The following is a 13,947-nucleotide window of genomic DNA, read 5'->3' on the forward strand; positions in this document are numbered from 1 at the left end:
TCGATAAAGTAAAGATGTTTGAAATAACGGTTTGATTGATCAATGTTTCACGCTATTTTTTAGTATTTTTACACCAAAGAGTGAAGTGCGTCTAAGATACTAATTTATATATTTTTTAATACTTTGTTCATACTGCTATGTGTAACAGTAGCCGCTTTAAACACCAAGCACAAAGGAGTTTTGAAATTAAAGGCCGAAGGACTGTTGGTCTCTGCCCATCGAGGCTCGCGTAATTCCGGCAAGTTGCCGGTCGCTGCCTAAGAAGTGGAAAGCTTCGCCTGAAGGGCGGAGAGTAGTCACCTGCACAATTTCTCTAAGCCGTCCATCGGGCGGCCCACCCCACACTCGGGACGACAGTCTTGCTCCTAGCTCTGCAAGAAATAGGGCTTCTTCGTCGGTGGCATCGTCATAAACAGGGGTGAGCCCAAACAGTCGCATTTCCATTTCCTCATAATACGTGTCGAGATCAATCTTCCACGCCTTTCCGAACTTGAACGCTCCAGGAGTAGCCGCTACCCCGTTTTTGTCCGCCTCTGCACAGAGCCCTGCGGATGGTTGACGGGCTGGTGGTCTGCTGTCGTGCTCGAACACTACTTTGATGAAATCGTGAATCGAAACCGGACGCATGACTGACCCCATAGCTTTTTGCTGAGGCGGCTGACCGTTTGGTACCGCCGAATCAAACTATACTCTAATATGTCTCTTGAGCGAGCGACCGCAGAACGACACCATAAAAGCGGGGCTATTCAGCACAGCCCGATCACTTGCAGGTGCGTTAACCCGCGGGATCCTGACTGTACATGAACCTCTACAACAAATTCTAAATACAGGAAGCGTGAAGCTACAAAATTTACTTTAACATCTCAATCATGTTCGTTTATGACTTCACGGGCTAACAGAAGATTACGACTTACGGCCCTTGCCCAGGGACTGGGTGATGCGATCCAGCAGCATGGCCAGGATGACCACGGCGATGCCTGCCTCAAAGCCGGCACCTGGCTGCAGGCGTTGAATAGCACGCCACACCTCGCTTCCCAGGCCGCCGGCACCGATCATAGCGGCAATCACCACCATAGACAGCGCCAGCATGATGGTTTGGTTGATGCCCGCCATCACAGTGGGCAGGGACATCGGCAGCTGCACCTTGAACAGTTTCTGGCTGCGGGTAGCACCATAGGCGTCGGACGCCTCAATCAGCTCCTCCGGTACCTGTCGAATCCCCAGGGTGGTGAAACGGATGGCTGGCGGCATGGAGAAAATCACCGTGGCAAAAATCGCCGATACCGAACCGATGCCGAAGAAGGGAATCGCCGGAATCAGGTAGACGAAGGCCGGCATGGTCTGCATGAAGTCTAGCCCCGGCATGATGACGCGATACAGCCGATCGGAGAGTGCTGCGGCGATCCCGATTGGCAAGGCGATGACGACGGCCAACAGGGTGGCGATCACCACTAGCGTCAGAGTCTCGATCATCGGAGTCCATAAGTTCATGTTCCAGACTAGTGCCAATCCCAGGAGTGCACCGATGGCCAGACGGTAATTGGAGACCCTCCAGCAAATGCCGACGATGATCAATAGCAGCGCCCAGGGTGGCAACCACATCAGAGCGTCGTTGAGGCCGTCAATACCGTTCTGTGTAACTTGCGAGATACTGCGTGTCACGTTGGAGAATTCACTGGTCAGCCAGTCGAGACCGCCCTCGATCCAGTCGCCCAGCGGAATTCTTGGAATATCGATAGCCATTACTTGTTTTCTCCTACCTGTGCCAGTTCATCGAGGACAGTGCCCTTGACCACAACGCCGAGCAGGCGCTTGTCGTCATCCACCACCGCAATAGGAAAGTTCTTCTTGTTGAACATGGCAAACAGGTTTTGCAGCGGCTCATTCAGACCTACGCTGCGGAAGTCCTGAGTCATAATATTGCAGATATCGTCCTTGCCTTCCTTAGCGGCGAGCTCAAGGGAGTCGATTTCCACCAGGCCAAGTAAGGCGCGGTTGCGCGATGTGACGTAGATGGAATCGATGCTGTTTTCACTCATCTTGCGCAGAGTCGTACGCGGTCCATCGCTCTCGCGCGCGGTCGCCCGCACCGGACGCATGGCGTGTTCGGCGGTGAGAATTTTGGACATGTCCACCCCTTCGACGAAGCGCTTTACATAGTCGTCGGCAGGCTTGGTGAGAATCTCCTCTGGGGTACCGATCTGTACGACCTCGCCGTCCTTTAGCAGCACGATACGATCGCCGATGTTGATGGCCTCGTCGAGGTCGTGGGTGATGAAAACAGTGGTTTTCTGCGTGCGGTGCTGCAACTCTTGCAGCTCCTGCTGCATGTCACCACGGATCAGCGGGTCCAGCGCCGAGAAGGCTTCGTCCATCAGTAGCACCGTGCCGTCGTTAGCCAACGCCCGGGCCAACCCCACCCGCTGCTGCATGCCGCCGGAGAGCTGGTTGGGATAGGCCTCTTCCCAGCCATCCAGCCCCACCTGCTTGAGGATTTTGAGAGCAGTATCGCGGCGCTTTTGCTTTGCCACACCGCGGATTTCGAGGCCGAATTCGGCATTTTGTTGCACGGTACGATGAGGGAAGAGAGCGAAGTTCTGGAATACCATGGAGAAATGACGGCGACGGGCTTCAAGCAGCTCTTTGGCGCTGAGGCTCAGAATGTCTTCGTCATCAATGACAATTTCGCCTTCGGTAGGCTCGATCAGGCGGTTGAAGCAACGGATCAGGGTGGACTTGCCGGAGCCGGATAGCCCCATGATGACCAACAACTCGCCTTCATAAACATCGAAATTAATATTGGACAGGGCCAGTGTCTGACCCGTTTTCTCGAATATTTCGGGACGTTTGAGTCCATTATTACGAAGTTCCAGCGCCTGCTTGGGCCGGTTGCCGAAGACTTTGCTCAGGTTACGAACCCGAATCTTCACGTTTTGCTTATTATCATCTTGCATTGGCGTTGCCTTTGATCGGACTTCTGGTTCGGTAAGTGACTCACGCTGGACGAAGTAACTGGTCGATTCAGTCGTTTGCAGGTGAGCACTGTAGGACAGTAAAAAGGCTGCTTACCCTACCTGTCTCTAAACCATCACTCAACTTCGATGGCATCGATATATTGACAACGGTGCCCGCCGAAGCTGCTTGACTCAGCGTCTGAGGCAATTATTAGTCACCCTAATTGCATTGCAGGCTTGCTGGACCGTGTAGCTCTGATCGACAACCAGACTAGAAGCCTGTCGGACTCCTAACTGTTTCATGCTCACGTACTCAGGAAGCTGCTATTTTGACGGCTTTCGACAACTATTTGTCGTCTTTTGTACACTTCTTGCTGCGCATTTAGGTGACACTCTTCGTAACGTTTTACAAGGAGATCCCATGAACCGTAATGTCATTCTGACCTGCGCCATCACTGGTGCTGGCGATACCACCGGCAAAAGCTCCCACGTACCGATCACCCCCAAACAGATCGCCGACAGCTGCATCGAGGCCGCTCGAGCCGGCGCCAGCGTGGCGCACATCCACGTGCGCGACCCCGAAACCGGCGGCATCAGCCATTCGATCGAGCACTACCGCGAGGTGATGGACCGGGTTCGTGAGGCGGATACCGACATCGTCATGAACATCACCGCCGGCGGCGGCGGCGACTGGATTCCGGACGTCGAGGACCCTACCCGCGGCGGCCCAGGCACCGACATGCAGACCCCGGCCCAGCGTCACGAACCGGTGGCCGAGCTACTTCCGGAACTCTGCACCCTAGACTGTGGCAGCCTCAACTTCGACAATATGGTCTACGTCAACACCGCTAATTGGCTACGCGAGCACGCCCGCCTGGTACAGGCCGCCGGCGTCAAGCCGGAGCTGGAGTGCTTCGATCTGGGCCACGTCTGGTTCGCCCGCCAGTTGCAGCAAGAAGGCCTGATCGACGGTGACCCGCTCTTTCAGCTGTGCCTGGGCATCCCCTGGGGCGCTGAGGCCGACACCGAGACCATGCTGGCAATGCGCAGCAAGCTGCCAAAAGACGCCAACTGGGCCGCCTTCGGCATCGGCCGCCACCAGATGCCCATGGTTGCCCAAGCAATGTTGCTCGGCGGCCACGCCCGGGTCGGACTGGAAGATAATCTGCTTCTCGAGAAAGGCGTGCTGGCCACCAACGGCAGTCTGGTTGAGAAGGCCGGCGGCATCATCGATGCGCTCGGCGGCCGCATCATGACGCCTGCCGAGACCCGCGCCCATCTCAAACTGCGCGACCCGGCCAGCGGCTTGATCGTCGAGACAGCTGCAGGAGGTGATGCATGAGTCAGCAACTAACCGTCATCGGCACCGGCGTCATCGGCAACGGCTGGATCGCCCGGGCGCTGGCCCAAAGCTGGGACGTGGTCGCCTTCGATCCGGCTGAAGACGCTGAGGTTCGCACCCGCGACTTCGTCACGAGTGCCTGGCCGTCGCTTGAGAAACTGGGGCTGGCCGAGAGCGCCGACCCCGCGCGGCTGACCTTCGCTGACAGCCTGGAGACGGCCGTCAAGGGTGCCGACCTAATTCAGGAGAACGTCCCCGAACGTCTCGAGCTCAAGCAAGAAATTCTCGCGGCGATCGATGCCGCTGCCGCACCAAGCGTGATTATTGGCTCGTCCACGTCTGGTTTCAAACCCAGCGATCTACAGCGGGACTGCCGGCAAGCGCCGGGACGCGTGATCGTCGCCCACCCCTTCAACCCGGTTTACCTGCTGCCGCTGGTGGAGCTGGTTGGCGGTGAAGCCACCAGCACCGAACAGACCGGCATCGCTCAAAAACTCTACCAGTCTCTGGCCATGCGGCCACTGATCGTGCGTCGCGAAATCGAGGGGCATATTGCCGACCGGCTGATGGAGGCGCTGTGGCGCGAGGCACTGCACTTGGTCAACGACGGCGTAGCCACCACAGAGGAGATAGACGCCGCCGTGGTTTACGGGTGTGGCTTGCGCTGGGCACTGATGGGCACTTTCATGACCTTCCACCTGGCCGGCGGCGAGTCGGGTATGCGCCATATGCTTGAGCAGTTCGGTCCGGCACTGAAGCTACCCTGGACTAAGCTCGAGGCTCCGGAGCTCACCGATGAACTGATCGAAAAGGTCGTCAAAGGCTCTGAATTCCAGGCCGCTGGCCGGTCCGTCGCCGAGCTCGACCGGCGTCGAGATGATTTCCTGGTTGAATTGCTCGATCTGGTACAGAATTACTGGCCCGAAGCCGAGGGGCTCAAGGGGCGCATCTGATGGCATTACTCGAAACCCGCGTTGCCCCGGAATGGGTCGACTACAACGGCCACATGAACGACGCCGAATATGCCCGAGTATTCTCCTTGAGTGTCGAAGCGCTACTAGATGCCATCGGACTAGACGATGCCGGACGGCGTCGCCACGGCTACACCATCTACACGTTAGAGACCCACCTTTGCTATCGTCGCGAAGCTCACGAGCATCAGCCGCTCAACGTCGAGGCGACGATGCTCGACAGCGACGCTAAACGTTTGCATGTATTTTTCGAAATGCGTGACGCCGAGCGCAATCTGCTAGCCACCAGCGAGCAGATGCTGATGGGCATCGACAGCGAGGCCGGCCGGCCAGCGCCCTTCCCGCCGCCCGTCGCGACAGCTATTAGCAAGCTGCCGAATCGGGACTGACGCAGCATGTGAATGCAGACCTTTCTCAAACTGAATTCTGCCGCCAATCTGCCTTGCGGCTTGGCAGTGTGGGCGGTAGACGTATAATTCACTTACCGTATAACTGGACTATTCTTCACACTTATCGGACTTGCCTGGGCGAGCTACCATAGCGCTGGCGGAAAGCCCTTGAGAAGCTGGAGCTCGAAGCGAAGCCGCAAGCTAAGCCCACCACCAGCACATCAAGATCGGTTTCTGTTAACAGGTGGTAAGCTCGTTCCAGGCGCAGTCCCAGATACCAATCGCGAGGCGAACTTCTCAACTCGTGCTCAAAAATACGTTGCAACTGGCGCAGCGAGACCCCGCTGCGCCGTGCAACGTCGGCAAGCGATAGCGGCGTCTCCAAATGACGTTCCATCAGATCAACAGCCTCCACCAGTCGAGCGTTGTGGGTGTCAAGCCGTCGTGCCAATGTCATACGCTGCTGATCGTGACGCGTGCGCATACGCTCATGGACCAACTGCTCGGAAACGTCGATGGCTAAACGCTGCCCATGGCGACGAGCGATAACGTCTAGCGCCATGTCCATGGCTGCTGTGCCCCCGGCACATGAGAAACGCCGCGCCCCGAGTTCAAAAAGTTCGTTTGAGGTGGCGATCGCTGGAAAGCGTTCCTTAAATGACGGAAGGCTCTCCCAGTGAAGAGTGACTCGCTCGCCATTCAACAGCCCCGCCGCAGCCAGCACGAAACAACCGGTATCGAGCCCGCCCAGCACGCAGCCGGCAGCGGACAGTCGGCGCAGCCAGCGTACCAGGGCGGGGCTCAGATAACGTTCGGGATCGAAGCCGCTGCATAAAGCCAACGACGGCAGATGAGGCACCGCTTCGATGGTCTGATCGGCGAGCAGTGTCATACCGTTGGAAGCGGTCACAGATCCTCCGTTCTCGCTGATCAGCATCCATTCAAAGAGCGGTCGGCCACTGATACGGTTGGCGATTCGCAGCGGCTCGACAGCCGAGAAGAAGGCCATCATCGAGAAGCGTGGCAGCAGAAGAAAACCGATTAGTTCGGGATTAGGGCCGGAATAATTGAGGCGCATGGGACAAAATGTCAGAAAGGACGTTAGCTAACCATCATGGCCGACCCTCGTCGCCTCGACAAGTAAAAGATGCCGGGGGTTAGTCGAAATAGGCCTTCAGACTTCAATAGCGGGGCTTTCATCATCCTTAGCCTCGACACTTGGTAACCAGCCGGCTAGCAGTGGATGCTTTCATACTGAGTGAATTACTACGCTACTCAAATCGCACCTTCAAGCAGATAATTTTCGCCAAAAGACCCATCGGTCAGTAGGGCGACAATATCATAGCCTGCCAGCCCGGCGTCGATACGCTAGCAGCTTGAGCACTTTGTGCCGGTCAAAAATGCCTATCACTGCGGTAATTCTGGAACAAGGATCACCACTTAAAACGCCTTACCACCAGTATCTATGCAGCCCGATGTTGCAACCGGCCGCGCAGCCTTTACAATCAACACAACGAAGCCACGATGCCAAACCGGACGCGGTGCCCCTCCCCGATATCGACCCGAAGCCCATGAGACTCCAGCCCCCCATCCGCGTTCCGGAGCGAATCGGTTTCTTGCTGCTACCGCGCTTTGCGATGATGGCTTTCTTCTCGGCCATAGAACCGCTGCGCATTGCCAACCGCATCAGCGGGCGTTCACTTTTCGAATGGGATGTGATCAGCAAAGACGGTGGCCCGGTTAAAGCCTCTAACGGCATGACGTTGGACGCCACCTGCGCGATCGCCCAAGCACCTTTAGTAACGAGCCTGGCAGTGTGTGCCAGCTTCGACCCCGACGACAGCGTCAATGGCGCACTACTAGACTGGCTACGCGAACGCGCCGCCTCAGGATGCGTGCTAGGTGGCATAGACACCGGCTGCTTCGCACTGGCCGCGGCCGGTTTGCTTGACGACCAGACGGTAACCCTACACTGGGAGTCTCTACCCGAATTTCGCTCCCGTTTTCCACGCGTTGACGCCGTCGAATCGATCTACGAAGTAACGCCCGAAGGCTTCTCATGCGCCGGAGGCAGCGCCGCCATCGATATGAGCCTCGACCTGATACGCCGCCGCCATGGCGATAATCTTGTCAAGCGCGTCCGAGACCAGCTGATTCATGACCCTGAGCGACGACCAGCCAGTCGTCAGCGCGACCCCATCATTCCTGACGACCCGGGCTTGCAAAAAATCATCGACTTAATGGAGGCTAACCTGGAGACGCCGTTTGGTATAGGCGAACTGGCTGCTAGGCTCAGCCTCTCCTGGAGAGGCCTGGAGAGGCTCTTCGCTCGTCATATGGGTATGTCGCCCCAGCGCGTCTACCTCGATATGCGACTGGATCACGCTCATCGGCTGCTGCGCGAGACCCGCCACAGGGTGATAGATATTGCCTTGGCCTGTGGTTTCGCCTCCGCGTCAAGCTTCACCCGCGCCTTCCGCCGCCGGCATGGTCTCACCCCAAGCGAATGGCGTCGGCGTTCCTGATTTTCCGATGCGCCGCTGCAACTGTCGAACTATGCACAGTCAGCGTCGGATTCTGTAGTGAGACGACCTCCTATCGCTGACACTCTAGCGGTCTTCCCTTGACGCTCAGGAGCTCTTAATGTCACTGAACAAACTGCCTCTTACGCCCGATTATGATGCTTGGCTGATCGACACCGACATCGCCGACGTTTCGTTTACGCCGCGCCTCGTCACGGTGCGCTGGAGCGACGGACGCGTCAGCCGCTACCACAGCATCTGGCTGCGCGAGAACGCCGCCGATGAGACCACCGTCAACCCGGCAACTCGGGAGCGCATCCTGGACCTTTCCACCTTGCCCGCTTGGCCAGAAATCGACGCCGTCAATATTGACGCCGCTGGCGCTCTGTGCGTGACTTTCGCCCCAGAAAACCGTCGCCTGCGCTTTCATCCCGGCTGGCTGCGAGCTCACGACTATGATAACGCCACCGACTCCGAGGCGCCGCTAGTGCCGATGAACACCTGGCTGGGCGGCCCCGAGGTCGCTCCCGAAACCTTGGATGCCAGCGGCCTGCTCGATACCGCACCTGACAGCGATGCCGAGGAGGCGATCCTTGCCCCGGCATTAAAAAGCGTGCTCGGCAAGGGGCTGGTGCGGCTGCGCGGCCTGCCCACCGAGCCCGGCTCGCTCGAAAGCATCGCTCGGCGCATCGGCCCCGTACGTCCCACCAACTTTGGCCAGCTATTCAACGTCAAGGCCAAGCCCGATCCCGACTCCAACGCCTACACGTCCCTCGCCCTGCCCCCCCACGTCGACCTACCGACTCGCGAATACCACCCCGGACTGCAGATGCTTCACTGCCTGGAGAACAGTGTGAAAGACGGCCAGGCGGTGATGATGGACGGCTTTGCCGTGGCCGAGGCCCTGCGCGACCGCCACCCCGAGGCATGGGCGACGCTAACCCGGGTGCGCTGGTGCTATGCCAACACCGCCCGCACTACTGACTACGTCTGGTTTGAGCCGATGATTCGCCTCGACGCCCGGGGCGAGCTGCTTGAGGTGCGCATCGCCGACTTCCTGCGTGGCCCTTTGCAGACCGCGTTCGAGGACGTCGAACCGGCCTATGAGGCGCTAATAATCCTGCAGCGGCTGTTGCGCGATCCGGCCTTCGCCATCCGCTTCACTTACCGCCCCGGCGACTTGGTGATTTTCGACAACCGCCGTCTGCTGCATGCCCGGGACGCCTTCGAGGGCAGCACCGGCCACCGCTGGCTGCAGGGCTGCTATATGGAGCGCGACGAGGTGCGGTCGCGCTATCGCATGTTCCAGCGCGCACGCCGTCAGCGGCAGCTCACTGCCGAGACCTGATAGCGCTTAGTCCGCGTCTCGAGCCGCGGTTTCCCGGGGGGATTCGTCAAAGCGCGCCCGATAGGCCCGCGAGAAATGCGCCAGGTGCTGGAAGCCAGTGGCCAGCGCCGCCTCGGTAGCCCGACAGTCGCTGCCGGCGAGCAGCTGCTGGGCGCGGTCCAGCCGCATCCCCAGATAGCACTGCTTAGGGGTCTCGCCAAAATGCACGATGAACAGCCGCGTGAGCTGGCGCTGGGATTGGCCTGCCAACCGGCAGACCTCGGGGATCAGCAGCGCCTTGGCCAGATTAGCCTCCATCACCGCCAAGCTCTTCACCACGCTGCGCGGCAGGCGGGCATAGCGCACGTCGAGATCCACCGGCGAGCGCTCGTGGCGCTGGTGAACCAGCTGGCGGCTCACGGCGTCAGCCAGGGCTGGGCCGTAGGTGAGCTCAATCCAAGACAGCATTATGTCAATACTCGCCACGCCCCCGCCACCGGTTAGCCGCCTGGAGTCAAGCTCATAGTATGACGAGCTGACCTCAAGCAGCGGAAACTCGCGACGAAAGGCGGGTGCGCTTTCCCAGTGTAACGCCACCCGATACCCCTTCAGTACGCCGGCGCGCGCCAGGATGAAAGGCGCTGTTTCCAGCCCCCCCAGCCAACCCCCATGGGCTGCAATACGGCGTAACACCGCATGATCCTGGGCGCTGACGTCGGCCTCTGGCTGATAGGACGACACCACCATCAGGCTGGCGTCATCAGGTACTCCAGACAGCTCAGCATTCACCTCGATACTCACTCCATTGCTAGCCACTACGCCCTTACCGTCCAGCGAGCGCAGACGCCAGGCAAAGAGATCGCTACCGAAGCGATTGGCCACCCGCAACGGCTCCAGCATGCAAAACAAAGTCAACATCGAGAAGTTGGGTAGCAGCCAGACGTCCAGGGTGTGTTGCGCCTGCTCAGGAGTGAGCAGCGGCGGCGAATCGGGTCGCGGATAGGGCCATAGAGTGTCGACAACGTCATTCATGGCCAGAATGATCAACAAAAAGACGACTTTTATCAAGTCGTCGCTGCTGAGCTGGGATAGGGTAACAGCCACTATCACTTGCACGCCTGTGGAGATCGCCGTGATCCAAGCCAGCCTTGTAGCCAATAATCGTCGTCTAGCCATCGTCCAGGGAGAGCATACTAAAGAGTTCGCCACTCTCTGGCTGCGTGAGCGCAGCCCGAATCCCGACACTCTGGACCCACAAACTGGCCAGCGGCTGATCGAGGCTGCGGCTTTGCCGCTGGATCTGCGCATCGAGCAGGCCGACGTCGAGGGTGAAACGCTGCATATCCGCTTCAGCGATGGCCATCGTGCCGACTTCGAACTAGACGCGCTGCTTCAGACGCCATCGAGCGTTGCAGCGAAGCCGCTCTGGGACGCCGACCTTGCCGAGCCGCCGCAGGCAGACTTCGCCGCCGCCCTGAACGACGACGACGCCCTGCTCGATATGCTTGAAGGACTGCACCACTACGGTTTTGTGCTGGTTTCCGACGTGCCCACCACCGAGAACGGCATGCAGGCATTGATCGAGCGTGTCGGCCCGCTGCGCCGCACCAACTGGGGCGGCATCGCCGACGTCAAGGCGGTGGCCAACGCTTACGACTTGACCATGACCCAGCGCGGCCTGGAGCCCCACACCGACAACCCCTACCGTGACCCCATTCCCGGCTACATCTGGCTGCAGTGCCTGACCAACGCCGCTGAGGGTGGCGACAATACCTTGGTCGACGGCTATCGCGCGGCCCAGTTGCTCCGCGAACGCGATCCGGCTGCCTTCGAGTGCCTGACGCGGGTCTCGCCAACTTTTCGCTACTGCGACGACAACACCCATCTGGAAAGCGAAGGGCCTTTAATCGAGCTCAACAGCCAAGGTGAGCCTGTTCGCGTCCGCTATTCTAACCGTACCGAGAGGGTTCCGGCACTCCCCGCCGCGGAGCTTGAGGCCTACTACGCCGCGCGCCAGGCTTTCTATGAGCTGATCACCGGCGATGAGCTGACCTTGCACATCAAGCTTGACTCCGGGCAGATGTTGATCATGGACAACTATCGCTTGTTCCATGGCCGGCGCGCCTACCAGCTGGCCGGCGGCGTACGCCACATGCGCCAAGGCTACGTGGACCGTGACAGCACCGCCAGCCGCCGTCTGGTACTACGCCGTCAGCTGTCTCAAACTCACCAAAACGAGGATGTCGCATGAACCAGGCCCGCTTCCGCCACTTCGGTGAAGCCCACCGCGACGAATGGGCACTGATCGACGACCGTTTCCGCGAATACGTCGCCGGTGCCCCGCGACGGGTGCTCGCTCACCTTCATCGCCTGTCCGGCGATACCCACGGTTATCCGGTGGATCGTTTCGAGCACAGCCTGCAGACCGCCACCCGCGCGCTGCGCGACGGCGCAGACGAGGAAATGGTGGTCTGCGCCTTATTGCACGACATCGGCGACGACCTGGCTCCGGCCAATCACGCCGAGATTGCCGCCGGAATCCTCGAACCCTTCATCGATCCGCTCAATACTTGGATGATCCGCCATCACGAGCTCTTTCAAGGCTACCATTATCGCCATTTTTTCGGCCTGGACCCTCACGCTAGGGAGCAGTTCCGCGATCATCCCGCCTACGAGCGCACGGTGCGCTTCTGCGACGATTGGGATCAGGCCAGCTTCGATCTCGATTACGACAGCCTGCCACTCGAGCACTTCGTGCCGATGGTCGAGCGCGTTCTGAGCCGCGAACCCTTTGACGGCTTGCCGGCAGTCAGCAAGGAAAAGGAAACTCTATGAATTGCGCCCAGCGATTGATCCAACTGCTCGAGGCCTATGGGGTCGACACGGCGCTCGGCATTCCCGGTGTACATACCATCGAGCTGTATCGCGCCTTGGGCCAGAGCGGCCTTGTCCACGTCACCCCGCGTCACGAGCAGGGTGCTGGCTTCATGGCCGACGGCTATGCTCGAGCCAGCGGCAAGCCCGCCGCCTGTTTCATCGTCACCGGCCCCGGCATGACCAACATAGCCACCGCCATGGGTCAGGCCCTGGCCGATTCAGTGCCGATGCTGGTGATCTCCAGCGTCAACCGCCGCGACACACTAGGCCGTGGCCAGGGGCGCCTGCACGAACTCCCCAGTCAGCAGCAGACCCTGGCCGGTATCAGCGTCTTTAGTCACACCTTGCACGACCCAGGAGCACTGCCGGAGCTCTTTGCCCGTGCCTTTGCGATCTTTCGCGGCGCACGACCGGGGCCAGTACACATCGAGATTCCCATCGACCTGTTCGATGCCCAGGTTCCCGAAAGCCTAACGCGTCCAATCGAGGTGTTTCCCCCGGCACCAGCTCCCGCCGCCATTATCCGCGCCGCCGAGTGGCTACTCCAGGCCGAGCGCCCGCTGCTGCTGCTAGGCGGCGGCTGCGTGGCTGCTCCCGAGGCCGCCCGCGAATTGGTGGAATGCCTGCAGGCCCCGGCCCTGACTACCATCAACGCCAAGGGCGTGCTGGGGCTCGATCATCCGCTCGATCTCGGCGCCACCATGAGCCTGCCCGCTGCACGCCGCCTGGCGGCCGAAGCCGACGTTATCCTGGCACTGGGCACCGAACTGGGCGAGACCGACTATGATCTGGTTTTCGACGAAGGCTTCCGACTTGACGGGCGGTTAATCCGAGTGGACATCGATCCCCAGCAGTTGGGCCGCAATCAGGGCGCCGATCTGGCCATGGTTGCGGATGCTGGCGAGACGATGTCCGCCCTGCTGCGAGCGATGCCTACGAGTCGTGGCGCTGACGATCGCGCCGCCACGGCTCGCCAAGAGCTGGCACTCAACGAAGATCCCGAGCTGGCTCCCTATGTGCCGCTCTACGCCACCCTGCGAGCCACCCTGCCCGAAGCGATTTTGGTAGGCGACTCTACCGGGCCGGTCTACGCTGGCAACTTTCTCGCCTCATTGCCCGAGCCACGTCGCTGGTTCAACTCTGCCACTGGCTACGGTACCTTGGGTTATGGCCTGCCCGCCGCCCTGGGGGCCGCCCTGGCGCGCCCGGAGCTGCCGGTAATCGCTCTGGTCGGTGACGGCGGGCTCCAGTTCGTGCTCGGTGAGCTGGGTACCGCCCGCGATCTGGGCCGGCCGGTGGCCGTTATCATCTGGAATAACGATGGCTACGATGAAATTCGTCGTTATATGTCACTCAGCGAGATACCGCACCTGGGCGTCGACCTGGCCGCCCCCAACTTTTCAGCTATCGCCTTGGCTTATTCCTGTCGCCATATGAGTGTCACTGAACCAGCAAGCCTGGCCGATGCTCTAGGTCAGTTAGACAAGGCTAGCTCGCCACTGATTATCGAAATCGATGCTGCCGCTTGGGCTGCATCGCTCTGACGCCGGGCCGCTATCCGCCCA

Annotated in this window: 13 protein-coding genes; 8 read left to right on the forward strand and 5 right to left on the reverse strand. The window is 59.7% G+C overall.

Features of this window, described 5'->3' with window-relative positions:
* Positions 1–186: 186 nt before the first annotated feature.
* From ATG98_RS21945 to ATG98_RS19375, 3 genes are all read right to left on the reverse strand, one after another.
* Positions 187–627, reverse strand: a complete 441-nt coding sequence (locus tag ATG98_RS21945; protein WP_179888223.1) for a hypothetical protein — start codon at positions 625–627, stop codon at positions 187–189.
* Between the two features lie 276 nt (positions 628–903).
* The gene (locus ATG98_RS19370; protein ID WP_228706215.1) at positions 904–1,743 is read right to left on the reverse strand and encodes an ABC transporter permease; all 840 of its coding nucleotides are present in this window, start codon (positions 1,741–1,743) and stop codon (positions 904–906) included.
* Complete coding sequence (locus tag ATG98_RS19375; protein ID WP_098418584.1) at positions 1,743–2,954, reverse strand: quaternary amine ABC transporter ATP-binding protein; 1,212 nt, start codon at positions 2,952–2,954, stop codon at positions 1,743–1,745. The genes ATG98_RS19370 and ATG98_RS19375 overlap by 1 nt, the downstream gene beginning before the upstream one ends.
* A gap of 421 nt (positions 2,955–3,375) precedes the next feature.
* Here ATG98_RS19375 and ATG98_RS19380 point away from each other — a divergent pair, with 421 nt between their 5' ends.
* From ATG98_RS19380 to ATG98_RS19390, 3 genes are read left to right on the forward strand one after another with little or no spacing between them, the layout of a single operon-like run.
* Positions 3,376–4,296: a 3-keto-5-aminohexanoate cleavage protein gene (locus tag ATG98_RS19380; protein WP_098418585.1), complete on the forward strand. Its 921-nt coding sequence runs from the start codon at positions 3,376–3,378 to the stop codon at positions 4,294–4,296.
* A complete protein-coding gene (locus tag ATG98_RS19385) occupies positions 4,293–5,249 on the forward strand; it encodes an L-carnitine dehydrogenase (RefSeq protein ID WP_098418586.1) in 957 nt (318 codons plus the stop codon). Before ATG98_RS19380 ends, ATG98_RS19385 begins: the two co-directional genes overlap by 4 nt.
* Positions 5,249–5,656: a thioesterase family protein gene (locus ATG98_RS19390; protein WP_098424131.1), complete on the forward strand. Its 408-nt coding sequence runs from the start codon at positions 5,249–5,251 to the stop codon at positions 5,654–5,656. Before ATG98_RS19385 ends, ATG98_RS19390 begins: the two co-directional genes overlap by 1 nt.
* Before the next feature lie 121 nt (positions 5,657–5,777).
* Here the strand turns inward: ATG98_RS19390 and ATG98_RS19395 are convergent, their stop codons facing one another.
* Positions 5,778–6,734, reverse strand: a complete 957-nt coding sequence (locus ATG98_RS19395) for a GlxA family transcriptional regulator (RefSeq protein ID WP_098418587.1) — start codon at positions 6,732–6,734, stop codon at positions 5,778–5,780.
* Positions 6,735–7,227: 493 nt separating this feature from the next.
* On the opposite strand from ATG98_RS19395, the gene ATG98_RS19400 reads away from it, so the two are divergent.
* Complete coding sequence (locus ATG98_RS19400) at positions 7,228–8,181, forward strand: GlxA family transcriptional regulator (RefSeq protein WP_179888225.1); 954 nt, start codon at positions 7,228–7,230, stop codon at positions 8,179–8,181.
* Positions 8,182–8,299: 118 nt separating this feature from the next.
* Positions 8,300–9,526: a TauD/TfdA family dioxygenase gene (locus ATG98_RS19405; protein ID WP_098418589.1), complete on the forward strand. Its 1,227-nt coding sequence runs from the start codon at positions 8,300–8,302 to the stop codon at positions 9,524–9,526.
* A gap of 6 nt (positions 9,527–9,532) precedes the next feature.
* On the opposite strand, the gene ATG98_RS19410 is transcribed toward ATG98_RS19405, so the two are convergent.
* Entirely contained in the window at positions 9,533–10,609 is a 1,077-nt protein-coding gene (locus ATG98_RS19410; RefSeq protein ID WP_218925901.1) for a GlxA family transcriptional regulator, read from the reverse strand.
* A gap of 28 nt (positions 10,610–10,637) precedes the next feature.
* Between ATG98_RS19410 and ATG98_RS19415 the strand changes: the two genes are divergently transcribed.
* From ATG98_RS19415 to ATG98_RS19425, 3 genes are read left to right on the forward strand one after another with little or no spacing between them, the layout of a single operon-like run.
* The gene (locus ATG98_RS19415; protein WP_218925902.1) at positions 10,638–11,756 is read left to right on the forward strand and encodes a TauD/TfdA family dioxygenase; all 1,119 of its coding nucleotides are present in this window, start codon (positions 10,638–10,640) and stop codon (positions 11,754–11,756) included.
* Complete coding sequence (locus ATG98_RS19420) at positions 11,753–12,340, forward strand: HD domain-containing protein (protein WP_098418591.1); 588 nt, start codon at positions 11,753–11,755, stop codon at positions 12,338–12,340. Before ATG98_RS19415 ends, ATG98_RS19420 begins: the two co-directional genes overlap by 4 nt.
* Positions 12,337–13,926 (forward strand): 5-guanidino-2-oxopentanoate decarboxylase, encoded by a 1,590-nt coding sequence (locus tag ATG98_RS19425; RefSeq protein ID WP_098424133.1) that lies wholly within the window; start codon positions 12,337–12,339, stop codon positions 13,924–13,926. The genes ATG98_RS19420 and ATG98_RS19425 overlap by 4 nt, the downstream gene beginning before the upstream one ends.
* Positions 13,927–13,947: the final 21 nt, after the last annotated feature.

Source organism: Marinobacter sp. LV10R520-4, from assembly GCF_002563815.1.
Taxonomy (GTDB): Bacteria; Pseudomonadota; Gammaproteobacteria; order Pseudomonadales; family Oleiphilaceae; genus Marinobacter.